The sequence below is a fragment of the Pseudomonas jinjuensis genome (assembly GCF_900103845.1).
In the GTDB taxonomy this organism is placed as follows: domain Bacteria; phylum Pseudomonadota; class Gammaproteobacteria; order Pseudomonadales; family Pseudomonadaceae; genus Pseudomonas; species Pseudomonas jinjuensis.
The window spans coordinates 1-25,490 of the sequence record NZ_FNIJ01000013.1; the positions used below are offsets into that span (position 1 = coordinate 1).

Annotated in this window: 25 protein-coding genes; 7 read left to right on the forward strand and 18 right to left on the reverse strand. The window is 66.9% G+C overall.

The window, feature by feature from the left end; genetic code table 11:
* Positions 1 to 324, forward strand: a 324-nt coding sequence (locus BLR75_RS26885) for a hypothetical protein (protein WP_217633621.1), incomplete at its 5' end; no start/stop codon positions are given.
* Positions 325 to 338: 14 nt separating this feature from the next.
* Here BLR75_RS26885 and BLR75_RS18025 read toward each other — a convergent pair.
* On the reverse strand, positions 339 to 1,658 hold the full coding sequence (locus BLR75_RS18025; protein ID WP_084312102.1) for an MFS transporter: 1,320 nt from the start codon (positions 1,656 to 1,658) through the stop codon (positions 339 to 341).
* Between the two features lie 259 nt (positions 1,659 to 1,917).
* Between BLR75_RS18025 and BLR75_RS18030 the strand changes: the two genes are divergently transcribed.
* Entirely contained in the window at positions 1,918 to 2,322 is a 405-nt protein-coding gene (locus BLR75_RS18030) for an acyl-CoA thioesterase (protein WP_084312100.1), read from the forward strand.
* 147 nt (positions 2,323 to 2,469) lie between these two features.
* Here BLR75_RS18030 and betA read toward each other — a convergent pair whose 3' ends face one another.
* The 3 genes from betA to betI form a co-directional block, all read right to left on the reverse strand.
* The gene (gene betA / locus BLR75_RS18035) at positions 2,470 to 4,158 is read right to left on the reverse strand and encodes a choline dehydrogenase (protein ID WP_084312098.1); all 1,689 of its coding nucleotides are present in this window, start codon (positions 4,156 to 4,158) and stop codon (positions 2,470 to 2,472) included.
* Positions 4,159 to 4,277: 119 nt separating this feature from the next.
* Positions 4,278 to 5,750, reverse strand: coding sequence for a betaine-aldehyde dehydrogenase (gene betB, locus BLR75_RS18040; RefSeq protein WP_084312096.1), 1,473 nt, complete (start codon positions 5,748 to 5,750; stop codon positions 4,278 to 4,280).
* Between the two features lie 50 nt (positions 5,751 to 5,800).
* A complete protein-coding gene (betI, locus tag BLR75_RS18045) occupies positions 5,801 to 6,394 on the reverse strand; it encodes a transcriptional regulator BetI (protein ID WP_084312094.1) in 594 nt (197 codons plus the stop codon).
* A 321-nt stretch (positions 6,395 to 6,715) separates the two neighbouring features.
* On the opposite strand from betI, the gene BLR75_RS18050 reads away from it, so the two are divergent.
* Positions 6,716 to 8,257: a BCCT family transporter gene (locus BLR75_RS18050; protein ID WP_084312093.1), complete on the forward strand. Its 1,542-nt coding sequence runs from the start codon at positions 6,716 to 6,718 to the stop codon at positions 8,255 to 8,257.
* A 93-nt stretch (positions 8,258 to 8,350) separates the two neighbouring features.
* On the opposite strand, the gene BLR75_RS18055 is transcribed toward BLR75_RS18050, so the two are convergent.
* From BLR75_RS18055 to BLR75_RS18070, 4 genes are read right to left on the reverse strand one after another with little or no spacing between them, the layout of a single operon-like run.
* The gene (locus BLR75_RS18055; RefSeq protein ID WP_084312091.1) at positions 8,351 to 9,436 is read right to left on the reverse strand and encodes an ABC transporter permease; all 1,086 of its coding nucleotides are present in this window, start codon (positions 9,434 to 9,436) and stop codon (positions 8,351 to 8,353) included.
* Complete coding sequence (locus BLR75_RS18060) at positions 9,433 to 10,368, reverse strand: ABC transporter ATP-binding protein (RefSeq protein WP_174688569.1); 936 nt, start codon at positions 10,366 to 10,368, stop codon at positions 9,433 to 9,435. Before BLR75_RS18060 ends, BLR75_RS18055 begins: the two co-directional genes overlap by 4 nt.
* Positions 10,355 to 11,320 (reverse strand): HlyD family secretion protein, encoded by a 966-nt coding sequence (locus BLR75_RS18065; RefSeq protein WP_084312089.1) that lies wholly within the window; start codon positions 11,318 to 11,320, stop codon positions 10,355 to 10,357. The genes BLR75_RS18060 and BLR75_RS18065 overlap by 14 nt, the downstream gene beginning before the upstream one ends.
* Positions 11,310 to 11,960, reverse strand: coding sequence for a TetR/AcrR family transcriptional regulator (locus BLR75_RS18070; protein WP_084312087.1), 651 nt, complete (start codon positions 11,958 to 11,960; stop codon positions 11,310 to 11,312). The genes BLR75_RS18065 and BLR75_RS18070 overlap by 11 nt, the downstream gene beginning before the upstream one ends.
* Before the next feature lie 101 nt (positions 11,961 to 12,061).
* On the opposite strand from BLR75_RS18070, the gene BLR75_RS18075 reads away from it, so the two are divergent.
* The 4 genes from BLR75_RS18075 to BLR75_RS18090 all read left to right on the forward strand — a co-directional run bounded on the left by BLR75_RS18075 (position 12,062) and on the right by BLR75_RS18090 (position 14,572).
* On the forward strand, positions 12,062 to 12,241 hold the full coding sequence (locus BLR75_RS18075) for a hypothetical protein (RefSeq protein ID WP_084312085.1): 180 nt from the start codon (positions 12,062 to 12,064) through the stop codon (positions 12,239 to 12,241).
* Between the two features lie 88 nt (positions 12,242 to 12,329).
* Positions 12,330 to 12,776 (forward strand): GNAT family N-acetyltransferase, encoded by a 447-nt coding sequence (locus tag BLR75_RS18080; RefSeq protein ID WP_084312083.1) that lies wholly within the window; start codon positions 12,330 to 12,332, stop codon positions 12,774 to 12,776.
* A gap of 14 nt (positions 12,777 to 12,790) precedes the next feature.
* Entirely contained in the window at positions 12,791 to 13,480 is a 690-nt protein-coding gene (locus BLR75_RS18085) for a GNAT family N-acetyltransferase (RefSeq protein ID WP_084312082.1), read from the forward strand.
* 183 nt (positions 13,481 to 13,663) lie between these two features.
* Entirely contained in the window at positions 13,664 to 14,572 is a 909-nt protein-coding gene (locus BLR75_RS18090) for a D-hexose-6-phosphate mutarotase (RefSeq protein ID WP_084312081.1), read from the forward strand.
* Between the two features lie 157 nt (positions 14,573 to 14,729).
* Here the strand turns inward: BLR75_RS18090 and BLR75_RS18095 are convergent, their stop codons facing one another.
* The 10 genes from BLR75_RS18095 to gbcA form a co-directional block, all read right to left on the reverse strand.
* Positions 14,730 to 15,023 (reverse strand): cell division protein ZapA, encoded by a 294-nt coding sequence (locus BLR75_RS18095; protein WP_084312080.1) that lies wholly within the window; start codon positions 15,021 to 15,023, stop codon positions 14,730 to 14,732.
* Positions 15,020 to 15,250, reverse strand: a complete 231-nt coding sequence (locus BLR75_RS18100; RefSeq protein WP_084312079.1) for a hypothetical protein — start codon at positions 15,248 to 15,250, stop codon at positions 15,020 to 15,022. Before BLR75_RS18100 ends, BLR75_RS18095 begins: the two co-directional genes overlap by 4 nt.
* 229 nt (positions 15,251 to 15,479) lie before the next feature.
* Positions 15,480 to 16,253 carry an electron transfer flavoprotein subunit beta gene (gene etfB, locus BLR75_RS18105; RefSeq protein ID WP_084312078.1) on the reverse strand — a complete coding sequence of 258 codons (774 nt, stop codon included), beginning with the start codon at positions 16,251 to 16,253 and terminating at the stop codon, positions 15,480 to 15,482.
* Positions 16,254 to 16,361: 108 nt separating this feature from the next.
* A complete protein-coding gene (gene etfA / locus BLR75_RS18110; RefSeq protein ID WP_084312077.1) occupies positions 16,362 to 17,594 on the reverse strand; it encodes an electron transfer flavoprotein subunit alpha in 1,233 nt (410 codons plus the stop codon).
* Complete coding sequence (locus BLR75_RS27215; RefSeq protein WP_255312793.1) at positions 17,591 to 17,722, reverse strand: hypothetical protein; 132 nt, start codon at positions 17,720 to 17,722, stop codon at positions 17,591 to 17,593. Before BLR75_RS27215 ends, etfA begins: the two co-directional genes overlap by 4 nt.
* Complete coding sequence (gene dgcB / locus BLR75_RS18115; RefSeq protein ID WP_084312076.1) at positions 17,722 to 19,689, reverse strand: dimethylglycine demethylation protein DgcB; 1,968 nt, start codon at positions 19,687 to 19,689, stop codon at positions 17,722 to 17,724. The genes BLR75_RS27215 and dgcB overlap by 1 nt, the downstream gene beginning before the upstream one ends.
* Positions 19,690 to 19,850: 161 nt before the next feature.
* Complete coding sequence (dgcA, locus tag BLR75_RS18120; RefSeq protein WP_084312075.1) at positions 19,851 to 21,911, reverse strand: dimethylglycine demethylation protein DgcA; 2,061 nt, start codon at positions 21,909 to 21,911, stop codon at positions 19,851 to 19,853.
* A 79-nt stretch (positions 21,912 to 21,990) separates the two neighbouring features.
* Positions 21,991 to 22,521, reverse strand: a complete 531-nt coding sequence (locus BLR75_RS18125; RefSeq protein ID WP_084312074.1) for a DUF5943 domain-containing protein — start codon at positions 22,519 to 22,521, stop codon at positions 21,991 to 21,993.
* A gap of 70 nt (positions 22,522 to 22,591) precedes the next feature.
* Entirely contained in the window at positions 22,592 to 23,569 is a 978-nt protein-coding gene (locus BLR75_RS18130; protein WP_084312073.1) for a dipeptidase, read from the reverse strand.
* A 619-nt stretch (positions 23,570 to 24,188) separates the two neighbouring features.
* Entirely contained in the window at positions 24,189 to 25,478 is a 1,290-nt protein-coding gene (gene gbcA / locus BLR75_RS18135; RefSeq protein ID WP_084312072.1) for a glycine-betaine demethylase subunit GbcA, read from the reverse strand.
* Positions 25,479 to 25,490: the final 12 nt, after the last annotated feature.

The window sequence follows — 25,490 nt, forward strand, 5'->3', positions numbered from 1 at the left end:
TGGTTGAGGCCTTCGCTTCAACCGAGGCGCGCATTCTACGCTAACCTCTCTTTCCGTCAAGCGTTATTTTCGAAATTTTCGTTTCTACTCAATCGCTTGCGCTTCCGTGAAGGTCGAGACCTTCGCATCAGCGGGAGGCGCATTCTACAGCGATCAGTTTCGCTGTCAAGCACCTCGATGATCGTCGCCAACCACCACTCCAACCACCTCACCAAGCTTAAGTGCTTGATTTTCAAGAACTTCGTCGGCGTCGTCGACTGGAGTGGGGCGCATTATAGGGACCTGGAAATTCCCGTCAACGGCTTTTTTGAAAATACTTTCTAAAACTGCCTGAGCGGTCAGTTGGTGGCCATGCCCTGCACTACCGCGCGACGTTCACAGCGCAGCAGATAGACGCCGATCAGCAGGCCAACGACAGCCAGGGCCAGTACGTAATAGGCCGGACCAAGCGGGTCTTCCTTCATCAGCAGGGAAACCACCATGGGGGTCAGGCCGCCAAAGATGGCGTAGGCCAGGTTGTAGGAGAAGGACAGGCCGCTGAAGCGCACCACCGGCGGGAAGGCGTTCACCATGACATAGGGCACCGCGCCGACGATACCGACGCTCAGGCCGGCCAGTGCGTAGAGCGGGAACAGCCAGTCCGGATGCGCCTTGAGACTGCTGTAGAAAGTCCAGGACATCACCGCCAGCAACAGACCGCCGACGACGAAGGTGCGGCCGGAGCCGAAGCGGTCGATCAGCACTCCGGCGAGAATGCAGCCGCCCGTGAGGAAGACGATAGCCAGGCTGTTGGCCTTCAGCGCGGTCGCCGCGTCGAAGCCATATACGCTCTGCAGCACTGCTGGAGTCATCAGGATGACCACGACGATCGCGGCGGAGAGCACCCAGGTCAGCAGCATGGACAGCACGATGGCCGGACGATGCTCGCGCAGCACCACGCCCAGCGGCACCTCGTCGGCCAGCGCCTTGCGCAGCTGCAGCTCGGCGAACACCGGGGTCTCGTGCAGCCAGCGGCGCAGGTAGACGGAGAACAGGCCGAACACGCCACCCAGCAGGAAGGGAATCCGCCAGGCGTAGTCGTGGACTTCTTCCACGCTGTAGACGCTGTTGATCAGCGTCGCCACCAGCGAGCCGATGAGGATGCCGGCGGTGAGGCCGGACGTCAGGGTGCCGCAGGCGTAGCCCACGTGCCGATGCGGAACGTGCTCGGCGACGAACACCCAGGCGCCGGGCACTTCACCGCCGATGGCGGCGCCCTGGATGATGCGCAGCACCAGCAGCGCCAGCGGTGCCCAGATGCCGATCTGCGCGTAGGTCGGCAGCAGGCCCATGATCAGGGTCGGCACCGCCATCAGGAAGATGCTCAGGGTGAACATCTTCTTGCGGCCGAGCAGGTCGCCGAAGTGCGCCATGACGATGCCGCCCAGCGGGCGCGCCAGGTAACCCGCGGCGAAGAGGCCGAAGGTCTGCAGCTGGCGCAGCCATTCCGGCATGTCGGCGGGGAAGAACAGCTTGCCCACCACCGTCGCGAAGAACACGAAGATGATGAAGTCGTAGAACTCGAGGGCACCGCCCAGGGCGGAGAGCGACAGGGTCTTGTAGTCGCTGCGGGTCAGCGGGCGCGATACGGGCGCAGCGGGTGCATTCGCGGAAGGCATGGCGGGATTTCTCGACAGACTGTTCTTGTTGGGGACGGCCACCCTCGATGGCCGCCGCTGCCGCACCATAGCAAATTGCACAATGCCGACACAGCTGGCCGCGCAGGGCAACGCTGCGGTCGTCGCGGGGAGCGCACCTCTATATAATGCCCATGCCGATCAGAAAGCTGTCCCAAGGCATTGCAGCGGCCGGCGTCTTGGGAGAGTTTTTCCTCAACTTCCTTTCCAAGATGTTTTCCAGGGCGAGAGGCCCTTGACCATGATCGAGCTCGAACAAGAAGACCCCATCCCGCAGGGCGACCTGGCATTGCAGATCACCGCACTGCCCCGCGAGACCAATGGCTTCGGCGACATCTACGGCGGTTGGCTGGTTTCCCAGATGGACCTCGCCGGCACCGCCATGGCGAGCCGCATCGCCGGCGGCCGCGTGGCTACCGTGGCCGTCGACCGCATGGCCTTCCTGGTGCCGGTCGCGGTCGGCGCGCAGCTTTCCTTCTATACGCAGACGATGGAAATCGGCCGCAGCTCGATCCGCATGCTGGTCGAGGTGTGGAGCGACGATCCGCTGTCCAGCGAGTGGCGCAAGGTGACCGAGGCGCAGTTCGTGTTCGTGGCCATCGATGGCAGCGGGCGGACCCGGCCGGTGCCGCCGCGGCGGGGTTGAGTTTCAGCCCGTATTAGAAAGCGCCCTCACTCCGGCCCTCTCCCAGAGGGAGAGGGGGCTGTATGGAGCGAGGGCTCGAGCACGGCGTTTTGCCGGTAGGAGTTCGCGAGCAAGAACTAGGCGTCCGTCCCCCTCGCTCCTACGCCATCACACCGCCCGCAGCGGCTTGCCGCGTACCGGGGCGCCGTTGGCCTTGTAGTACTCGGCGGTGCTGCGCGGCAGCGGTTGGCGACCGCGGATTTTGTCGGCGATCTTCTCGGCCATCATGATGGTGGTGGCGTTGAGGTTGCCGGTGATGATCAGCGGCATGATCGACGCATCCACCACCCGTAGCCCCTCGATGCCGTGCACGCGGCCCTGTCCATCGACCACCGCCATGTCGTCCTCGCCCATCTTGCACGAGCAGGACGGGTGGAAGGCGGTTTCCGCATGTTCGCGGACGAAGGCGTCCAGCTCGGCATCGGTCTTCCTGTCGATGCCAGGGCTGAGTTCGCGGCCGCGATAGGGATCGAGTGCCGGCTGGGCCATGATCTCGCGGGTGATGCGGATGCCGTCGCGGAATTCCTGCCAGTCCTGCTCGCACGACATGTAGTTGAACAGGATGCTCGGGTGCTTGCGCGGATCGCGGGAAGTCAGGTGGATACGGCCGCGGCTGGGCGAGCGCATCGAGCCGACGTGGGCCTGGAAGCCGTGCTCCTTCACCGCGTTGCTGCCGTTGTAGTTAATCGCCACCGGCAAGAAGTGGTACTGGATGTTCGGCCACTCGAATTCCGGCCGGGTGCGGATGAAGCCACCGGCCTCGAACTGGTTGCTGGCGCCGAGGCCGGTGCCCTTGAACATCCACTCCGCGCCGATCTGCGGCTGGTTCCACCACTGCAGCGCCGGGTACAGCGAGACCGGCTGCTTGCAGGCGTACTGCAGGTACATCTCCAGGTGGTCCTGGAGGTTCTGGCCGACGCCCGGCAGGTTGTGCACCACCGGCACGCCGAGATCGCGCAGCAGCGGCGCCGGGCCGACGCCGGAACGCTGCAGCAGTTGCGGCGAGGCGATGGCGCCGGAGCACACCAGCACCTCGCGGCGCGCACGCACTTCCTTCAGCGCGTTGTCGTTGCCCTGCAGATAGGTCGCCCCGATGGCGCGCTTGCCGTCGAAGAGGATGCGGTCGGTCAGCGCGTGGGTGACGATGGTCAGGTTCGGCCGCTCGCGGGCCTGGTCCAGGTAGCCGCGCGCAGTGCTTGCACGGCGCCCCTGCGGGGTGACGGTGCGATCCATCGGACCGAAGCCTTCCTGCTGGTAGCCGTTGAGATCCTCGGTGCGCGGGAAGCCGGCCTGCACGCCCGCCTCGACCATGGCATGGAACAGCGGGTTGTTGCCGGCCTTGGGCGTGGTCACGCTGACCGGGCCGTCGCCGCCGTGGAAATCGTTCGGCCCGGTGTCGCGGGTCTCGGCCTTGCGGAAGTACGGCAGGCAGTCGAGATACGTCCAGTCTTCCAGCCCCTTGTTCTGCGCCCAGCCATCGAAGTCCATGGCGTTGCCGCGGATGTAGCACATGCCGTTGATCAGCGAGGAACCGCCCAGGCCCTTGCCGCGCCCGCACTCCATGCGGCGGTTGTTCATGTGCGGCTCGGGATCGGTCAGGTAGGCCCAGTTGTAGCGCCGGCCCTGCAACGGGAACGCCAGCGCCGCCGGCATCTGGGTGCGGAAGTCGGCGCGGTAGTCCGGGCCGCCGGCTTCCAGCAGCAGCACGCTGACGTCGGCGTCCTCGGTCAGGCGGGTGGCGAGCACGTTACCGGCCGAGCCGGCGCCGATGATGATGTAGTCGAATTCCTGGGACATGCGGGCCTTCCTCTTTTTGTAGGCATGACACCGCCCGCGACGCGTGCGCGCCGGTGTCTGGAAGTCGGGTTTGGCCGGTGGCAGGGAGTGGGGCCTGCGACCGGCCGGGTCAGGTCAGGTCAAAACACCGAGGCGTAGTCGCCCAGCTCCACCTGCACGGACTTGATCCGCGTGTAGTGAGCCAGGGTGGTCAGGCCGTTCTCGCGGCCGACGCCGGATTGCTTGTAGCCGCCCACCGGCATCTCCGCCGGCGACTCGCCCCAGGTGTTGATCCAGCAGATGCCGGCCTCGAGGCGGTGGATGACGCGGTGCGCGCGGGCCAGGTCCTGGGTGACGACGCCGGCGGCGAGGCCGTATTCGGTGTCGTTGGCGCGGCGGATGACTTCATCCTCGCTGTCGTAGACCAGGATGCTCATCACCGGGCCGAAGATTTCCTCGCGGACGATGGTCATGTCGTCGCGGCAGTCGGTGAACACGGTGGGCGCGACGTAGGCGCCGCTGGCGAATTCGCCCTGGGTCAGGCGCTCGCCGCCGCACAGCAGGCGGGCCTTCTCTTCCTTGCCCAGTTCGATGTAGCGCAGCACGCTGTCCATGTGCGCGAAGCTGGTCAGCGGGCCGAAGTTGGTCTTCTCGTCCTGCGGGCTGCCGATGCGGATGCGCTTCACGCGCTCCAGCACCTTGGCCTCGAAGCGCGCCTGCAGCGAACGCGGGATGAACACGCGGGTGCCGTTGGTGCAGACCTGGCCGGAGCTGAAGAAGTTGGCCATGACGGCGATGTCGGCGGCGCGGTCGAGGTTGGCGTCTTCGAAGATGATCAGCGGCGACTTGCCGCCCAGCTCCATGGTCACTTCCTTCAGCGACGAGCTGGAGGCGCTGGCCATGACCTTCTTGCCGGTGGAGGTGCCGCCGGTGAAGGAGATCTTCTCGATCTGCGGGTGCTCGGTCAGCCACTGGCCGACTTCGCGGCCGCTGCCGGTGAGGACGTTGAACACGCCGTCCGGCACGCCGGCCTCGGTGTAGATTTCCGCCAGCTTCAGCACGCTCAGCGGAGTGACTTCGCTGGGCTTGAAGATCATCGCGTTGCCGGCGGCCAGCGCCGGGGCGGACTTCCACAGGGCGATCTGCACCGGGTAGTTCCACGCGCCGATGCCAGCGACCACGCCCAGCGGCTCGCGGCGGGTGTAGACGAAGCTGGTCTCGCGCAGCGGGATCTGCTCGCCTTCGATGGCCGGGATCAGGCCCGCGTAGTACTCCAGCACGTCGGCACCGGTGACGATGTCGACGTTGCGGGTCTCGGCCAGCGGCTTGCCGGTGTCGAGGGTTTCCAGCTCGGCCAGTTCGTCGTTGCGCTCGCGGAGGATTTCCACCGCGCGGCGGAGGATGCGCGAACGCTGCATGGCGGTCATCGCCGCCCACACCTTCTGGCCTTCCACGGCGCTGGCGACGGCGCGCTCGACGTCGTCCTTCGAGGCGCGCTGCACCTCGGCGAGGACCTCACCAGTGGCCGGGTTGATGCTCTCGAAGGTGGCGCCACTGCTGGCTTCCACATAACGACCGCCGATGTAGAGCCGCTGTACGTCGAATCGGGCCATGGTGATGTTGTCCTCTCTTATTGGCTTTGTTTACGCAAGGCTGCGCCGGGCTATCCCGTGCGCTTGGCCAGTTGTTGATCGAGGTAGTCGTAGGCGATTCCCAGCGCCTGCTCGGTGTCGAAGCCGTCCCCGGACAGCGCGCCGCGCAGCCATAGGCCGTCGATCAGCGCGGCCAGGCCGCGGGCGGCGGCGCGCGCCTCGGCGAGCGGCAGCTCCCGGCGGAACTGGCAGCACAGGTTGGAATACAGGCGGTGGTCGTTGATCCGCTGCAGGCGGCGCAGCTGCGGCTGGTGCATGCTGCTCGCCCAGAACGCCAGCCAGGTCTTCATCGCCGGGCCGTTCACCTGGCTCGAATCGAAGTTGCCTTCGATGATCGCCCGCAGGTGCGAGCGCGGATCGTCGTCGCGCATGGCCGCGCGGCGTTCGCCCACGGCCTTGCTCAGCGCCGCCATCAGGTGGCGCATGGTCGCTTCCAGGAGACCGTTCTTGTCCTGGAAGTAGTGGCTGATGATGCCGTTGGAAACCCCCGCCAGACGGGCGATCAGGGCGATGCTGGCGTCGCCCATGCCGACCTGGTCCACCGCCTCCAGAGTGGCGTGGATCAGTTGCGAGCGGCGTATGGGCTGCATACCGACCTTAGGCATTTCTCGTATCTCCTTTCGCGGGACGCGGGTGTACCCGACCGTCCGGCGTCATGTTGGGCCAGTCTATTTTGTTTTTATTGAACGTTCAATCAACCAAGATTAAGCTGCGCTTCCATGAACACTCCGAGCCTTGCGTGCAAGCGGCCCGGACCGTTCATCACCGCGCTCGCCAACCGCCAAGGATCGCAGAATCCGGGCGCAAGGTGCGCGGCGGCAATGCTTTGCGGCGTTCTTCGCCACACGCGTTCACTGCCACGGGGTGCCCCTGTAATGACTGCTTCGCCAATAAAAACAAACGAGCAGGCCAGTCTGAATCCGATCGTGTTCTTCGGCTCGACCGCATTGATCCTGGTTCTGACCGCCGCACTCATCCTCTTCCCGGACAGCGCCGGCGCGCTGCTCAACCGCACCCAGGCGTGGCTGTCGCACAGCTTCGGCTGGTACTACATGCTGGCGATCGGGGCCTACCTGTTCTTCGTGGTGTGGATCGCCTTCTCGCGCTTCGGCACGCTCAGGCTCGGCGCCGACCACGACAGGCCGGACTTCAGCTACGGCGCCTGGGCCGGCATGCTGTTCTCCTCGGGGATCGGCATCTCGCTGCTCTACTTCGCCGCCTCCGAGCCGCTCGACCACCTCTACAATCCGCCGGAAGGCGCCCCGGGCACCGCGCAGGCGGCCCGCCAGGCATTGCAGCTGACCTTCCTCCACTGGGGCCTGCACGGCTGGGCGATCTACGCGCTGGTCGGCCTCGCCGTCGGCTACTTCGCCTACCGCCACCGCCAGCCGCTGGCGCTGCGCTCGGCGCTCTACCCGCTGCTCGGCGAGCGCTGGGTGAAGGGCGCGGTGGGCCATGCGGTGGACTGCTTCGGCATCTTCGTCACCCTGCTCGGGCTGGTCACCAACCTGGGGATCGGCGCGCTGCAGGTGTCGTCCGGGCTGGAATACCTGACCGGCATGGAGCATTCGAAGACCACCCTGCTGATCGTCCTGCTGGTGATGAGCCTGGTGGCGACCCTGGCTGCCGTTTCCGGCATCGAGAAGGGCATCCGCCGGCTGTCCAACCTGAACATCGTGCTGTTCAGCTCACTGCTGCTGTTCGTGCTGGTCTGCGGCTCGACCCTGGAGCTGCTCAACGGCTTCGTGCAGAACCTCGGCGACTACCTCAACGGCCTGATCCTGAAGACCTTCGACCTCTACGTGTACACCGGCGGCGGCGCCGGCAAGAACGAGGAATGGCTGGGCCTGTGGACCCTGTTCTACTGGGCGTGGTGGATCTCCTGGGCGCCCTTCGTCGGCATGTTCGTCGCCCGCATTTCCAAAGGGCGCACGGTGCGCGAACTGGTCTGCGGCGTGCTGCTGATCCCGCTGGGCTTCACCCTGGCCTGGCTGTCGGTGTTCGGCAACAGCGCGCTGGACCTGGTGATGAACCACAACGCCACCGACCTGGCCAAGGCCGCGCTGGAGCAGCCGTCGATGTCGATCTACCTGCTGCTGGAGCATTACCCGCTGGCCAAGGTGGTGATCGGCGTGTCGATCTTCGTCGGCTTCGTGCTGTTCCTCACCCCGGCGGATTCCGGCTCGGTGATGCTCGCCAACCTGTCGCGCCAGGGCGGCGACCTCGACGAGGACGCGCCGAACTGGCTGCGCATCCTCTGGTCGGTGATCGTCACCCTGGTGACCATCGGCCTGCTGTTCGCCGGCAACTTCACCGCCATGCAGACCGTGGTGGTGCTGGCGGGACTGCCGTTCTCGGCGGTGCTGATCCTGTTCATGTTCGGCCTGTACAAGGCGATGCGCGCGGATTACGAGCAGCTGCACGGCAGCGCCCAGGCGGCGCCGGCGCGGCTGGCGGCGGAAGGCTGATCTCCCCGGTGGCGCCGGGTGGCGCCGCCTCTTTGGCCCGGCCGTTGCGCCGGGCTTTCTTTTTTGTTGGGTTGTTTTTGTAGGGCGTCACCCTCAATCCAGCCGCTTGTGCACCCGCGTGACCGCGATCCCCATCATCAGCACGCTGAACGCCCCCAGCGCCGCCAGTTCCGGCCACAGCTCCAGCAGCCCGGCGTTGCGCAGCATGATCCCCCGCGCCAGGCGCAGGAAGTGGGTGAGCGGCAGCAGCTCGGCGATCCACTGCGCCACCTTGGGCATGCCGGCGTAGGGGAACATGAAGCCGGACAGCAGCACCTGCGGCAGGAAGGTGAAGAAGGCCATCTGCATGGCCTGAAACTGGCTGTCGGCGAAGGTGGAAAGGAAGATGCCGAGGGTCAGGCTGGCGAAGATGAACACCAGCGAGGCGACGTACAGCTCCAGCAGCGAGCCGCGCACCGGCACCTCGAACAGCAGCAGGCCGACCAGCAGGATCACCGTCACCTGGATCAGGCCGATGCCGACGAAGGGCAGCACCTTGCCGATGGTCAGCTCCCAGGGCGACACCGGCGTGGTGATGAGCATTTCCATGTTGCCGCGCTCGCGTTCGCGGACCAGGGCGATGGCGGTGAACAGCACCATGGTCATGGTCAGGATCACCCCGACCAGCCCCGGCACGGTGTTCAGCGGCGCCAGGCGTTCCGGGTTGTACAGGTTGACCACCGACACGCTGCTGGGCTTTTCCCAGCCCGGCAGCGGATAGCCGGCGAGCTGGCGGGCGGCGGCCTGCACGGTCTGGTCGGAGCCATCCACCACCAGCTGCAGCGGCGGGCGGTCCGGGTCCTTGCGCTGCAGGCGCGATTCGAAGTCCGGCGGCACCACCAGCACGCTGCTGACCTTGCCCTCGCGGAGCATCTCGTTGACCTGCTGCGGCGTCGAGAGCCGGTAGCGCAGGTAGATGACCTGGCTGGAGGCGATCTCCGCCACCGCCTCGCGCGAGTTGGCGGTGTTGGCCTGGTCCAGCACGGCCGCGTCGAGGCCGCGCACGTCGAGGTTGATGGCGTAGCCGAACAGCACCAGCTGCATGATCGGGATGCCGGCGATCATGGCGAAGGTCAGGCGGTCGCGACGCAGCTGGCGCAGTTCCTTGAGGACGATGGCGGCCATCCGGCGCAGGTTCATGCGTCCTCCTTCGCCCGCTGGGTGACGCTGACGAAGACGTCCTCCAGGTTCGGATCGGCGTTCTCCACCCGCGCCTCGATGCCCTGTCCGCGCAGCCGCCGCTGGATGTCCGCGGCGGCGTCCGGGTCGGCGCTGAGCACCCGCAGCGAAGCGCCGATCTGCGCCATGGCGATCACTTCCGGCTGGCCTTCCAGCGCCTTCTGCGCCAGCCGTGGCTGCTCGCATTCCACCAGCAGCGGGCGGCCCGGCAGTGCGTCCATCAGCTCGCGCGGGCTGCCGTCTGCCACCAGCCGGCCGGCGTCGAGGATGCCCAGCCGCGTGCAGCGCTCGGCCTCGTCCATGTAGTGGGTGGAAACCAGCAGGGTGGTGCCGGCGTCGGCCAGTTCGAACAGCGAGTCCCAGAATTCGCGGCGCGACTGCGGGTCCACGGCGCTGGTGGGTTCGTCGAGCAGCAGCAGGTCGGGCTTGTGCAGCACCGCGCCGGCCAGCGCCAGGCGCTGCTTCTGCCCGCCGCTCAGGGTGCCGGCCAGCTGGTCGCGGCGGTCCGTGAGCCAGTAGCGCTCCAGCAGCTCGCCGATGCGCTGGCGGGCGTCGCTGCGTTTCAGGCCCTGCACGCTGGCGAGGAAGTCCAGGTTCTCGCCGACCGTGAGGTCCTCGTAGAGCGAGAATTTCTGCGTCATGTAGCCGATGCGCCGCTTCAGCGCCTCGGCGTCCCTGGGGATCCGGTAGCCGAGCACCTCGATCTCGCCCTCGGTGGGCCGCAGCAGGCCGCAGAGCATGCGGATGGTGGTGGACTTGCCGCAGCCGTTGGGGCCGAGGAAGCCGAACACCTCGGCGCGGCCGACGTGCAGGTCGAGGTGGTCGACCGCGGTGAGCTGGCCGAAACGCTTGGTCAGCCCGCGCGCCTGGATGACCAGATCATTGCCGTTCATCGTCGATGCGCTCGGCGGTCAGCGGCAGCCCGGCGGGCAGCCGGCGCGCGGCGTCGCCCTGCAGCACCGCCTCGGCGCGATAGACCAGGCGGCTGGCGTCGTCGCCGGTGAGGGCGAAGTACGGGGTGAAGCTGGATTCGCTGCGGATATTGCGCAGGCGTGCCTCGAACGGCTGCTCGACGCCCTCGACATGGATGCGCAGGCGCGTGCCGACATCCACCCGGGCGCGGATCGACGCCGGGATGAACAGCCGCGCATAGGGCTCGTCGCCCACCAGCAGGCTGACCACCTCGGCGCCTTCCGGCGGCTGGTCGCCGGGCCTGAACGGCAGCGCATCGACGCGGCCGTCGCGCGGGGCGCGCACGCTGAGGTGCTGGCGGGTGACCTGCAGATGGGCAAGGTTGGCCTCGGCGGCCTGGAGGACGGCGCGGGCCTGCTCGATCTGCTCCGGACGGGTGCCGTTGGTCAGCTCGCGCAGGCGCGCCTCGGCGTTGCGGCTCTCGTTGCGCGCCTGGTCGCGAGTGGCGCGGGCGCGGTCCAGTTCGGCGATGGCGACCAGGCCGCGGCGGTACATCTGCTCGATGCGCGGGAAGTTGCGCTCGGCCTCGGCCTGGGCCGCGCGGTTGCGCGCCAGGGTGGCGCGGGCGGCGTCGATATCCTCGCTGCGCGCGCCGTTGCTCAGTTCGTCGAGACGGGCGCGGGCCTGGGCCACTTCGCCGCGGGCCTGGGCGACCTGGGCGTCCAGCCGGCGCGGGTCGAGTTCCAGCAGCAGCTGGCCGGCCTTCACCTGGTCGCCCTCGGCGACGTCCCAGCGCAGGATGGTTTCCGAGGCTTCGGCGGGGATGCCGACGCGGTCCCATTCCAGGGTGCCGAGCAGTTCCGGATCGCCATTGCCGCCGCAGCCGACCAGCGCCAGCAGCAGTCCGGCGAGCAGCCATCGGTCAGCGCGCATCGGGCACCTCCAGGCCTTGGCCGAGCAGGTTGAGGGTGTGGCGGATCATCGCCTCGTCGTCGATCTCCGGCGCGTCGAAGATGTTCCGCCACAGCGGCGCGGAGGCGTAGGGCAGCAGGGTCAGGCCGATCAGCGAGACCACCAGCAGGCGCGGGTCGAGGCCGGGGTTCAGCCGCCCCTGCCCCTGCGCCTCGGCGAAGCGCCGGGCCAGCAGCAGCGGCACCAGCGGCGCGACGCGGGTGGTCAGCAGGTCGCGCAGCACGCCGCCTTCGCAGAGGATCTCGCGCACCCACAGCGGCGGCAGCCAGGGGTTGGCGCGGATACTGGCGCTCATGCCGCGGACGAAGGCGGCGACCAGCTCGCGCGGATCGTCGCCGGCCTGCTCCAGGCGCTCGCCCATGCCGAGCATCAGCGGCAGCAGGCGCTCCTCCACCACGGCGTCGACCAGCCGCTCCTTGTTGCCGAAGTAGTAGTTCAGCAGCGCCGGCGTCACTCCGCAGCGCTGGGCGATGCCGCGCAGGCTGGTGGCGCGGATGCCGGCGTGGGCGAAGCTGTCCAGCGCGGTATCGAGCAGGCGCTGGCGCAGGTCGCTGGTATCGGCGAGCGGCCGGCCGGGTGTGCGTTTCGGTTCGTCGTTCATGGCAGTATTTAAATATATGTTTAATTAAATCTTGCGCAGTTCGGCGAAGGCCGCAAGGGAGCGGCTAAGGTTTCTGACAAACGTATGCGGAGGGTCGTGCCATGAACGAGCCGCGCGACTGGTGCCTGCTGCGCCTGGACGACAACGGCAACCAGTTCGTCATGCGCCGCGGCCTGACCCGCGAGGAAGCCGAGGCGCTGGCGCGGGACTACCAGGCGCGCGGGCACAGGCAGATGTACTGGGCGCGGCGGGAGCAGCCGCGACAGCCGGCGCCATCGTGACCCACAGTTTTCATCCGAAACTGTATCTTCAGCAGTTCAGGCGGCCGTTCTAGGCTGCCGAATCCCTCACAATAATGAAGGTTCCGCCATGTCCGCCCTCGAAATCCGTCCCCTCACCCCCGACGACCACGAAGTCTGGATGCAGCTGTGGAAGGGCTACCAGCGCTTCTACAACACCGAGATCGACGATGCGACCAGCGCCGTGACCTGGCAGCGCTTCCTCGACCCCGCCGAGCCGATGCACGCCGCGCTGGCCTGGCAGGACGGCCAGGCGGTGGGCCTGGTGCACTGGGTCTTCCACCGCTCCACCTGGACCCAGGGCGACTACTGCTACCTGCAGGACCTGTTCGTCGCCAAGGGCCTGCGCGGCGGCGGTGTCGGCCGCAAGCTGATCGAGCACGTCTACGCCCAGGCGCAGGCCCACGGCGCCTCGCGGGTGCACTGGCTGACCCACGAGACCAACGCCACCGCCATGCTGCTCTACGAGCGCATCGCCCAGCGTTCCGGCTTCGTCCAGTACCGCAAGCTGCTATGACCGGGAGACCCGCCATGACCGAACAAACCGCCCTGCACTGGCAACCTGTCGCCATGCCCGCCCGGGAATCGATCTCCGGACGTTACGTGAATCTGGAACCGCTCGACCCTGCCCGTCACGGCGATGACCTGTGGACCGCCCTGCAAGGGCCGGACTCCGATCCCGTGCTGTGGGACTACCTGCCCTACGGCCCCTTCCCCGAGCGCGCCGGGTTCGACGCCTGGATCGCCGGCAACGCGGCGAGCGCCGATCCGCAGTTCTTCGCGGTGATCGACAAGGCCTCGCAGCGTTGCGTCGGCCTGCTCAGCTTCCTGCGCATCACGCCGAAGGACGGCTGCATCGAGATCGGCCACATCGCCTTCGGCCGCGTGATGCAGCGCTCGCCGGGCTCCACCGAGGCGGTCTACCTGCTGGCGAAGCGGGCCTTCGACCTCGGCTACCGGCGCCTGGAGTGGAAGTGCAATTCGCTCAACACCCGCTCGATGCGCGCGGCGGAGCGCCTCGGATTCACCTACGAGGGGACGTTCCGCCAGCACATGGTGGTGAAGGACAGGAATCGCGACAGCGCGTGGTTCTCCATCCTCGACAGCGAATGGCCGGTGCGGCAGCGGGCGTTCGAAGAGTGGTTGAGCGGGGAGAACTTCGACGAGCAAGGGCGGCAGAAGCGGCGGCTGGAGGATTTGCGTTCGTTTGTCCCCTCCTGAGCCAACTCCTGTAGGAGCCAGCTTGCTGGCGATCCAGGTTCGACCGGTAGCCCATCGTCAGAGGTAACACCGGATCGCGAGCAAGCTCGCTCCTACACGTAAGGCGCGCTCCAGCCATTTCCCTGCCCCTATTGAAAAGATCGGTGATACTTAGGGTTTCCAGAAGCTGTCCCGGAGACCGCCATGAGCACCGAAATCCAGACTCCCCGCGTCGAGCAGGTGCGCATCGACGAGCTGCCCTGCTGGCGCATCCATACCGCCCATGGCGAGGCGCTGATCGCCCAGCAGGGCGCGCAGCTGCTCAGCTACCAGCCCCACGAGCAGCAGCCGCTGGTCTGGCTCAGCGAAACCGCCGAGTACAAGCACGGCCAGTCCGTGCGCGGCGGCGTGCCGGTGTGCTGGCCGTGGTTCGGCGGCCTGGAGCGCAACCCGGTGGAAGTGCGCGGCATGGTCGAAGGCGAGAGCGGCCCGGCCCACGGGCTGGTGCGCGGCGTCGACTGGGAACTGGAAGACATCGCCGACGAACAGGGCGAACTCACCGTGCACTTCCGCCTCGACGCCCACCACGGCCTGCCCGGCTGGCCGCATGCCGCCGAGCTGAGCCTGGCGATGCGCTTCGGCGAGCACCTGAAGCTGGAACTGACCACCCGCAACCTCGGCGACAAGCCGCTGGCGATCGGCCAGGCGCTGCACACCTACTTCGCCGTCAGCGACATCCGCGAGGTAAGCGTCGAGGGCTTGCAGGGCGCGCGCTACATCGAGACGCTGGAGAACTGGGAAGAGCGCCAGCAGCACGGCGTGGTGCGTTTCGCCGGCGAGACCGATCGTATCTACCTCGGCCTCGACAGGCCGCTGGTGATTCGCGATCCGCAGTGGAATCGCGGCATCCACATCCAGGCCAGCCACTCGCGCTCGGCGGTGCTGTGGAACCCATGGATCGACAAGGCCGCCCGCCTCTCGCAATTCCCCGACGACGCCTGGCAGCGGATGCTGTGCATCGAGACGGCGCGGGTGATGGACGACATCCTCAGCATCGCCCCTGGGCGCAGCGAGACGATGAGCATGGAGGTCTGGAGCGAGGTGCTCGCATAGGGCGCCTCGCCTGACTGTAGGAGCGAGCTTGCTCGCGATCCGAAGTTTTCCGGCAATGCCGGCATGCCTGGTGAGCACGGATGATCGCCAGCAAGCTGGCTCCTACGAAGAGCGCACCGCAGCGCCCGGACGCGGGAGTGCGGGGACGATCAGGGCGCTACGAATCCAGCTGCTCGCGAATGCGTTCGTTGAGGGCGGCCAGGCGTTCCTCGACCCCGTCCAGGTGCCCGCGCGGGTCGCTGCGGGCGTCGAGGTGCCGGGCGCAGAGGTTGAGCGCCGAGAGCACCATCAGCTCGCTGGCGGTGACGTGGGGAAACTTCCTCTTGCTGGCGGCGATCTCCGCCTGCAGCAGCGCGGCCGCTTCCTGCAGCACCCGCTCTTCGCCGGCGGGCGCCTTGATGTTGTATTCGCGGCCGAGGATGCGCAGCACGCGAACCGAGGCATCGCTCATGCGCCGACGCGGGCGTCACTGACGCGGCGGAGCAGGTTCTGCAGGCGCACGGCGGTGGCGCTGTGCTTCTCTTCCTGCTCCAGCAGGGACAGCTGCAGGCTGTCGTTCTCTTCGCGGGCGGCCAGCAGCTGCTGGTTGAGCTGGGCGTTGGTTTCGGTCAGTTGCTGGTTCTGCTGCAGCAGTTCGCCGATCAGTTGTTCGAGCTGTTCGAGGGTGGCGTCGAGCATGGGGAAGGTCTCCGGAGCCGTTGGAATCGGCGCGGAGGATAAAGAAAAGCGGCCCCGGCGGCCAGAAAAAGCGGCCCGATCCGGACGGGATGCATGCTGTCAATTCAATAGCTTACGGATTTTTTCTCGTGTGATTTCGGCGGATCAGGGGATCGCGGGCGTGGCCCGCTCCTACAAATGCCCCGTGCGGCCCCTGTAGTAGCGGGCCATGCCCGCGAAAGCTTTGCCCTCAGCGAATCACACCCTCTTCCCGCAGCAGCTTGAAGATCGCCTCGGCGCCGGCTTCCGGGGTGAGGTCCTTGAGGACCTGGCCGGTGCCGCCGGAGGCCTTGGCGGTGGCGGCCTTCATGCGTTCGGCGCCGGTCTTGGCCTTGATCACCTTGAGCCGCTTGGGCCGCGGGCGCGCCGGTTGCAGGGTGCTTTCGGCGAGCAGCGCGTCGTCGACGATCTCCACCTCATGGGCCTCGATGAAGCCGCGACGGGCCGGGCCGAAGGCGCTCTGGCGTGCCACCGGGGCGGCGTTGTCGACGCTGGCGAGGAACGGCAGGCGCACCTTGAGCCGGCGCCGCTGGCCGCGCGGCAGGGCCTGCAGGACCTGGGCGCTGCCATTCTCGACCTTCTCCACTTCCGCCAGCCCGACCACCAGCGGCCAGCCGAGGCGCTCGGCCAGCAGGAACGGCAGCATGCCGGAGCCTTCGCCGGTTTCCGCCTGGCTGCCGGTGAGCACCAGTTGCGCGCCGGCGCCAGCCAGATATTCCGCCAGCGCCGGCAGCGCATCGGCGCCGGCCGGCTGTTCCAGTACGGCGAGCTCGTCGAGGCCCATGCCGAGGTAGCTGCGCAGGGCTTCTTCCTGCGGGTTGCCGGCGTGCAGCACCTGCAGGCGTTTGCCGGCGAGGCGCAGGCCGAGCTCCACGGCGCGGGCGTCCTGCTCGGCGCGACGGGCGCGGCCGGAGGCCGGGTGGGCGCCGATGGAGACCAGGGTGACGATGTTCAGGTCAGTCATGCTGCAATCTCGACGTAGGGCGAATAACGCGCAGCGTTATCCGCCGTTGTGACGATGGCGGCGGATAAAGCCTGCGGCTTTATGCGCCCTACGAAGAAGCCGGAGGCATCAGGCCGCATCGCGCGCCGCTCCATTGCGATATTCCTCGGCCAGGCGGATCAGCGCCTGGAGGATCGCCGACGAGTCGCCGATCACCGAGAGGTCGGCGCGTTTGATCATGTCGCAGCCGGGGTCCATGTTTACCGCCACCACCTTGTCGCAGGCGCCGATGCCCTGCAGGTGCTGGATGGCGCCGGAAATCCCCACGGCGAGGTAGACCCGCGCGGTGACCCAGGTGCCGGTGGCACCGACCTGGCGGTTGCGCGGCATGTGGCCGTCGTCCACCGCCACGCGGGACGCGCCTTCAGTGGCGCCCAGCGCAACGGCGGCCTTGTGGAACAGGTCCCAATCCTTCACCCCGTTGCCGCCGGAGAGGATGAACTCCGCCTCGGCCATGGGGATCTGCGCCGGGTCCACGGCCACCGGACCGAGGTCCTCGATACGCGGCAGGTTGCGCGCGACGTTGCCGTCGAGCTCGACCGGGCGCACCTCGTGACGGGTTTCGCTGACCGGCTCGGCGCACTCGGCGGCGGCCAGGATCAGCCGTGCCAGCGGCCGCTGGATGTCCTGCTGGCCGGCGCCGGCGCGGCCGGTGCAGCGTTCGCTGTCGACCTGCCAGACGCGGGTCGCCGGGCGCTCGCCGAGGCTGGCGGCCAGGCGGCGGCCGAGTTCGCCGCCACCGCTGCGGCTGTCGGGCAGCAGCCAGTGGCGCGGGCTGAACTGGCTTTCCACGGCGCGCAGGGCGAGAACGCGCTGCTCCGGGGCGTAGCCTTCGTACTGCTCGCCATCGAGCAGCAGCAGGCGGTCGATGCCGGCGGTGTCGAAGGCGGACTCCTTGTGTTCGCCGAACACCACGGCCAGTACCGCGCCGTCAGCGCCGGCCAGCTTGTTGGCGAGGCCGAGCAGGTCGCGGTCGTGGCTGGAGAGGCGGCCGCCGACCATGTCCGGCACCACGGCGATGACGAAGGCCGGTTGCTCGACCACATGCAGCGGCAATTGCACCACTTCGGCCGCGGCGGAACGCTTGCCGGCGACGCCCTGCTGGCTGCCGGAGCGATCGATTCGTTTGACTCCATTCGGCCCGATGAAGCCGACCGCATGGGGGTTCTTGCGGATCAGCCCGTTCGGGCCCATCCAGCGCGCCTCGCCACCTTTCGCGGCCTGCATGGCCTGGTGCAGCGGGTGCAGGCGGTTGCGGGCGATCCACTCGGCGCGGGGATCGCGGCGGATGATGTCGCTCATGCTTGAGCCTCCAGGCAGGTGTAGGGCGAATAACGCTCCGCGTTATCCGCCGATTCGGCGGCGCGGGGGATCGGCGGATAACCGCGAACGGTTATGCGCCCTACGGGGAACGACAGGTGCTGCTTCATCAATGCACCTCCACCGCTTCTTCACGCTTGGCCAGCGACGGCTTTTTTGCCGGCACCTCGGTGGCCTCGATGAGGACCTCGGCGACCAGTTCGGCGATGTCCTTGATCTCCGGGCGCGGGGCGACCACGCCTTCGAGCATCGCGGTGCACTGCGGGCAGCCCACGGCCACCAGTTCCGCGCCGGTCTCCTTGATGTCGACCATGCGCATGTCCGGAATCCGCTGCTTGCCGGGGATGTCGGTAATCGGCGCGCCGCCGCCACCGCCGCAGCAGCGGGAACGGAAGCCGGAGCGCTGCATCTCCTTCACTTCGATGCCGATGGCCTTGAGCACGTTGCGCGGCGCTTCGTACTCGCCGTTGTAGCGGCCGAGATAACACGGGTCGTGATAGGTCACGCTAGCAGCCTTGCTCTGGCCGAGTTGCAGCGCGCCAGCCTGCACCAGCTCGTCGATGAAGGTGCTGTGGTGCAGCACCTCGTAGTTGCCGCCGAGGGCGCCGTACTCGTTCTTCAGCACGTGGAAGCTGTGCGGGTCGCAACTGACGATCTTCTTGAAACGGTACTGAGCCATGCTCGCGATGTTGCGCTTGGCGAGGGTCTGGAAGGTCGCCTCGTCACCCAGGCGACGGGCCACGTCGCCGCTGTCGCGCTCTTCCAGGCCGAGCACGGCGAAGTCGACGTTGGCCGCGCGCATGACCTTCACGAAGGCGCGCAGGGTGCGCTGGTTGCGCATGTCGAAGGCGCCGTCGCCGACCCAGAACAGCACGTCGGCCTGCTTCTTCTCGCTCAGCAGCGGCAGGTTCAGGTCCGCCGCCCAGTTCAGCCGGCCGCCGGGAGCGAAACCGCCGGGGTTGTCGGTGGCGATCAGGTTTTCCAGCACCTCGGCGCCCTTGTTCGGGGTCGCGCCCTTCTCCAGGGTGAGGTGGCGGCGCATGTCGACGATGGCATCGACGTGCTCGATCATCATCGGGCATTCCTCGACGCAGGCGCGGCAGGTGGTGCAGGACCAGAGGGTCTCGGCATCCACCAGGGCCTTGCCTTCCAGCGAGACGATCGGCTGGTGCGGACCGCCGCTGTGCTCGCCGAGCGGCTTGCCCGGATAAGGCGAACCGGCGAATTTCGCGTCGTTGCCGCCAGCCAGGCCGATGACCATGTCCTGGATCAGCTTCTTCGGGTTCAGCGGCTGGCCGGCGGCGAAGGCCGGGCACATGGCCTCGCACTTGCCGCACTGCACGCAGGCGTCGAAGCCGAGCAGCTGGTTCCAGGTGAAGTCGGTGGGTTTCTCGACGCCCAGCGGCGCCATCGGGTCGGCCAGGTCCAGCGGCTTGAGGCCGGTGGAACGGCCGCCACCGAAGCGCTCCGAACGCCGGTGCCAGGCCAGGTGCAGGGCACCGGCGAAGGCGTGCTTCATCGGGCCGCCCCAAGTCATGCCGAAGAACAGCTCGGACACGCCCCAGGCCACGCCCACCGCGAGGATCGCCGCCAGTACCCAGCCGCCGAAGCCTTCCGGAAGAATCCCGGCGACCGGCAGGGTGGCGATGAAGAAGCTCGCGGCGAACATCAGCAGGCTTTTCGGCAGGCGCATCCACGGGCCTTTCGACAGCCGCGACGGCGGGTCGAGACGGCGCCTGGCGACGAACAGCGCGCCGACGAACATCAGCACGGTAGCCGCCAGCAGGGCGAAGCCGAGAACCCGGCTGTGCAGGCCGAAGCCGTGCACGAGGATGGCCAGCACCGCGGCGAGCACGAAGCCGCCGGCGGTCGCCACGTGGGTCCTGGACATGTACTTGTCGCGCTCGACCACGTGGTGCAGGTCCACCAGGTAGCGACGCGGCATCTTCAGCAGGCCGCCGATCCAGTCGACCTTCGACGGCCGGCCGCGGCGCCACATGAGGAAGCGCTTCAGCGCACCGATGGCCGCAAGGGCCAGGGCAGCGAAGAGCAGCAGCGGCAGAAGGGTGTTCAACATGATGGCTCCTATCGAACTCATCGAAACGCAAAAGACGCAGGCTGGCCGAGACTCATGTAGGAGCGAGCTTGCTCGCGATCGCGGTGTAACCGTCGACGACGATGTTGAATGTCAGTCAGCCATCGCGAGCAAGCTCGCTCCTACAGGGATTGGCGTCCGGGTCAGAAGTCCTTGCACAGCCTCAAGGCGTCATAGATCGCCGCATGCGTATTGCGCTGGGCCACGCAGTCGCCGATGCGGAACAGCAGGTAGCCGTCACCGCTCTCCGCCAGGCACGGCTGCGGCTTGATCGCGAACAGCGCCTCGACGTCGATCTGGCCCTTGTTGCGCGAGCCCTGCTTGAGCGCGTAGTAGAGCGTCTCGTCCGGACGCACGCCGTTCTCCACGACGACCTGGTCGACCACCCGCTCTTCCTTGGCGCCGGTGTATTCGTTCTCCAGCACCGCCACCAGCTTGTCGCCCTCGCGGTAGACCTTCTCCAGCGCGAGGTCGCCGGTCATGATCACTTCCTTCGGGTACATGCTGCGGTAGTAGGTCGGGAAGGTCGTGCCGCCGATGGCCACGCCCGGCTTGATGTCGTCGGTGACGATCTCCACCTGGGCGCCCTTGTCGGCGAGGAAGTCCGCCACCGACATGCCGCTGAACTCGCAGATGGTGTCGTAGACCAGCACGTTCTTGCCCGGCGCGACCTTGCCGTCGAGCACGTCCCAGCTGCTGACCACCAGCCCGTCGGCGGCGCCCCAGTGGTCGTTCTGTTCGAGGAACGGATGGCCGCCGTTGGCCAGCACCACGACGTCCGGGCGCAGGTCGAGGATGGTTTCCGGGTCGGCCGCGGTGCCCAGGCGCAGATCGACGCCGAGGCGGGCGATCTCCAGCTGGTACCAGCGGGTGATGCCGGCAATCTGGTCGCGCTGCGGCGCCTTCGAAGCGGTGGTGATCTGCCCGCCGAGCTGGTCCTTCTTCTCGAACAGGGTCACGTCGTGGCCGCGCTCTGCCGCTACCCGCGCGGCTTCCATGCCGGCAGGCCCGCCGCCGACCACCACCACCTTGCGCTTCGGCCCGGTGGATTTCTCGATGATGTGCGGCACGCCCATGTACTCGCGGGAGGTCGCGGCGTTCTGGATGCAGAGGACGTCGAGGCCCTGGTACTGGCGGTCGATGCAGTAGTTGGCGCCGACGCACTGCTTGATCTGGTCGACCTGGCCCATCTTGATCTTGGCGATCAGGTGCGGGTCGGCGATGTGCGCGCGGGTCATGCCGACCATGTCCACGTAGCCGCCTTCGAGGATGCGGGTGGCCTGGTTCGGGTCCTTGATGTTCTGCGCGTGCAGCACCGGCACGTTGACCACTTCCTTGATGCCGGCCGCCAGGTGCAGGAACGGCTCCGGCGGATAGGTCATGTTCGGGATGACGTTGGCCAGGGTGTTGTGGGTGTCGCAACCGGAACCGACCACGCCGATGAAGTCGATCATGCCGGTGTCGCTGTAGTACTTGGCGATCTGCTTCATGTCCTCGTGGGACAGGCCGTCCGGGTGGAATTCGTCGCCGCAGATGCGCATGCCGACGCAGAAGTCGTCACCGACTTCCTTGCGCACGGCCTTGAGCACTTCCAGGCCGAACTTCATGCGGCCCTCGAAGCTGCCGCCCCACTCGTCGGTCCGCTTGTTGACGCGCGGGCTCCAGAACTGGTCGATCATGTGCTGGTGCACGGCGGACAGCTCGACGCCGTCCAGCCCGCCTTCCTTCGCCCGACGCGCAGCCTGGGCGAAGTTGCCGATCACGCGCCAGATCTCTTCCGGCTCGATGGTCTTGCAGGTGGCGCGGTGCACGGGCTCGCGGATGCCGGACGGCGACATCAGGGTCGGCCAGTTGAAGCCGTCCCAGCGCGAGCGGCGGCCCATGTGGGTAATCTGGATCATGATCTTGGCGCCGTGCTTGTGCATGGCGTCGGCAAGATTCTGGAAGTGCGGGATGATGCGGTCGGTGGACAGGTTCACCGAGCTCCACCATTCCTGCGGGCTGTCGATGGCGACCACGGAGGAACCGCCGCAGATGGCCAGGCCGATGCCGCCCTTGGCCTTCTCCTCGTAGTACTTCACGTAACGCTCGGTGGTCATGCCGCCATCGGTGGCATAGACCTCGGCGTGGGCGGTGGAGAGTACGCGGTTGCGGATGGTCAGCTTGCCGATCTGGATCGGCTGGAACATTGCTTCGAAGGCCATTGCGGCATCCTCACGGAATCACTTTTATTGTTGTAGGCGCGGCCCGTGGCCGCGATTCGCGGGCATGGCCCGCTCCTACTCAGATCGGTTTGACGATGAACAGGCCGTCGTCGTGGCCTTCTTCCGCGCCGCTGTACACCTGCTCGGCGACGGTGCGGATGTCGCTGCCGCGGGCCTGGAGAATCTGGTCCATGGCGCCGGCGAACCAGCCGGTGAACATGTAGTCGACCTTGCGATTGACCTTGCCGTAGACGTACACGAACGCGGAGTGCTTCAGGCGGACCTGGCAGGTGCCCTTGTCGAGGTCGATCTGCTCGATCTCGAACAGGCCCCAGCCGCGCTGCGACAGGCGCTTCATGTAGTGCTCGAACACCTCGACGCCGACCAGGCCATGGCATTCGGCTTCCTTCTCGCACCAGTGCCAGGCGGACTTGTAGCCGGCCTTGTAGAGGATCGCCGCATAGCGCTCGGCGCCGATCTCTTCCTCGATCCCGATGTGGTTGTTGACGAAGAAATGCCGCGGCACGTAGAGCATCGGCAGGGCATCGGTGGTCCAGACACCGGTTTCGCTGTCGACTTCGATGGGCAGTTCGGGTGCATGCTTGGCCATGGTGGGATTCCCGGGATTCGGTGGGTTGTTATTGGTTTGGTTGGCGGGTTGCACCCGCCAGGCGCTGGGGTCACTCGCCCCAGACGTCCTTGAGGACACGAACCCAGTTCTCGCCCATCACCTTGCGCACCACGCGCTCGGGCATGCCGCGCTTGAGCAGGGTTTCGGTGAGGTTGGGGAATTCGCCGACGGTGCGGATGCCCAGCGGGTTGACGATCTTGCCGAAGTTGGTCAGGCGGCGGGCGTAACCCTTGTCGTGGGTCAGCCACTCGAAGAAGTCCTTGCCGTGGCCCTGGGTGAAGTCGGTGCCGATGCCGATGGCGTCCTCGCCGACGATGTTCATCACGTACTCGATGGCTTCGGCATAGTCGTCGATGGTCGAGTCGATGCCCTTGGCGAGGAAGGGCGCGAACATGGTCACGCCGACGAAGCCGCCGTGGTCGGCGATGAACTTCAGTTCCTCGTCGGACTTGTTGCGCGGGTGTTCCTTCAGGCCGGACGGCAGGCAGTGGGAGTAGCAGACCGGCCTCGATGATTCGAGGATGACTTCCTCGGAGGTCTTGCTGCCGACGTGGGACAGGTCGCACATGACGCCGACGCGGTTCATCTCGGCGACGATCTCGCGACCGAAGCCGGAGAGCCCGCCGTCGCGCTCGTAGCAGCCGGTGCCGACCAGGTTCTGGGTGTTGTAGCACATCTGCACGATGCCCACGCCGAGCTGCTTGAACACCTCGACGTAGCCGATCTGGTCCTCGAACGCGTGGGCGTTCTGGAAGCCGTAGAGGATGCCGGTCTTGCCCTGCTCCTTGGCCTTGCGGATGTCGGCGGTGGTGCGCACCGGGATCACCAGGTCGCTGTTGTCGCGGATCAGCTTGTTGCTGGCGGTGATGTTGTTCACCGTGGCCTGGAAGCCTTCCCACACCGACACGGTGCAGTTCGCCGCGGTCAGGCCGCCCTTGCGCATGTCTTCGAACAGTTCGCGATTCCACTTGGCGATGATCAGACCGTCGATGACGATGCTGTCGGCGTGCAGTTCTGCTGGGCTCATCTGGCATACCCCTTCTTCAGGCTGGGCGCGCCGGTCTGGTGCCGACGCTTTGAGCCAGAATATCCCCGGGGCGACAGGCGACCCGCTTCGAAAACGACCAGGGTCGTACCGAAAGCGTCAACGGGGCGACGTGGGCGACAGCGTTTGCGTCGTGGGCGGATACGGGCGGGCGGACGCGGGAGCGCGGGGCGAAAAGAATCGCGGGCATGGCCCGCTCCTACAGGTCCGGCACCGGGCTTTCCTTGTAGGAGCGGGCCATGCCCGCGACCGGATGTAATGCGGACGCAGGAGCGTCCAGGGATGCATTCCCACGCGGGAGCGTGGGAACGATGGAAAGGTGATACGTGAATGCGGCACGAACCTGTAGGAGCCAGCTTGCTGGCGATCAGCCGCGCTTGCCCGCCGACACCGTGGCACGAACGAAACCGTGGATCGTCAGCAAGCTGGCTCCTACAAAAAGCGCCAACGCCGGCGGCGAAGTCAGCGCCCGCGCCAGCAGGCGACGAGGTTCCACGCCACCAGGGCGGTGACGAATGCCGAACTGCCGTAGAAGAGCAGGCTGTCCATGCGGGTTCCTCCTCGGAAAAGGGAACGCCCCCATGCAGGGGGCGTTGGGGGGTTACTCGCCGGAAACCTTGCGCACGTGGGCGGACTCCTCGCCCAGGTTGTTCAGCAGGCGCTCGCTGTACCAGTCGAGGAAGTTGATCACGCCGAACTCGTAGGTCTTCGAGTACGGGCCCGGCTGGTAGGCGGTGGAGTTGATCCCGCGTTGGTTTTCCTCGGCCAGGCGGCGGTCCTGGTCGTTGGTGGCGTCCCACACCTCGCGCAGGCGCGCCACGTCGTAGTCGACGCCTTCCACCGCATCCTTGTGCACCAGCCACCTGGTGGTGACCACGGTTTCCTGCGCGCTGATCGGCCACACGGTGAAGACGATCATGTGGTCGCCCATGCAGTGGTTCCACGAGTGCGGCAGGTGGAGGATGCGCATGGAGCCGAGGTCCGGGTTCTTGATGCGGCCCATCAGCTTCTTGCTGCCCTGCTTGCCGTCCATGGTCATGGACACGGTGCCCTGCAGCAGCGGCATGCGCACGATACGGTTGCGCAGGCCGAAGCTGGCGTGGGCGTAGGGGATCTTCTCCTCGTCCCAGGCCTTGGTGCAGGCGGCGACCTGGTCCTTGAACGCCTGGCTGGCGCGCGGGTCGGTGACGTCGTCCCACTCCAGCAGGGTGTTCAGCAGTTCCGGGTGCGAACCGTTGCAGTGGTAGCACTCGCGGTTGTTTTCCAGCACCAGCTTCCAGTTGGCCTTCTCGCGCAGGGTGGTCTGCACCGCGACCTTGGCGTTCTCCATGTCGTACGGCTCCATGTAGTGCTCGAGCGTACGCAGGAAGTCGTCGATGGCCGGCGGGTTCTCGGCCAGCGAGATGAAGATGTAGCCGCCGGCGGTCTTCACGTTCACCGGTTTCAGGCTGTAGTCCTTCATGTCGAAGTCGTCGCCCATCTCGGTGCCGGCGAACAGCAGTCGGCCGTCCAGCTCGTAGGTCCACTGGTGGTAGGGGCAGACCAGCTTGGCGACCTTGCCCTTGTCGCTCACGCAGAGGCGCGAACCGCGGTGGCGGCAGACGTTGTGGAAGGCGTGGATCTTGCCCTCGGCGCCGCGCAGGACGATGACCGGGTTGTCGCCGATCTGCACGGTGAGGAAGTTGCCCTTGGCGGGGATTTCGCAGGTCATGCCGGCGATCAGCCATTCCTTCAGGAAGATCTCCTGCATGTCGATCTGGAACAGGCGCTCGTCGTTGTAGAACGGCTGGGGCAGCGAGAAGGAATGGTCGCGGGTACGCAGCATCTCGGCGGTGGCCTTGCGGGCCGGTTCAAGGGGATCGCCAAGACTCAGGGTAGAAGTGACATCCATCGGTAAGTCCTC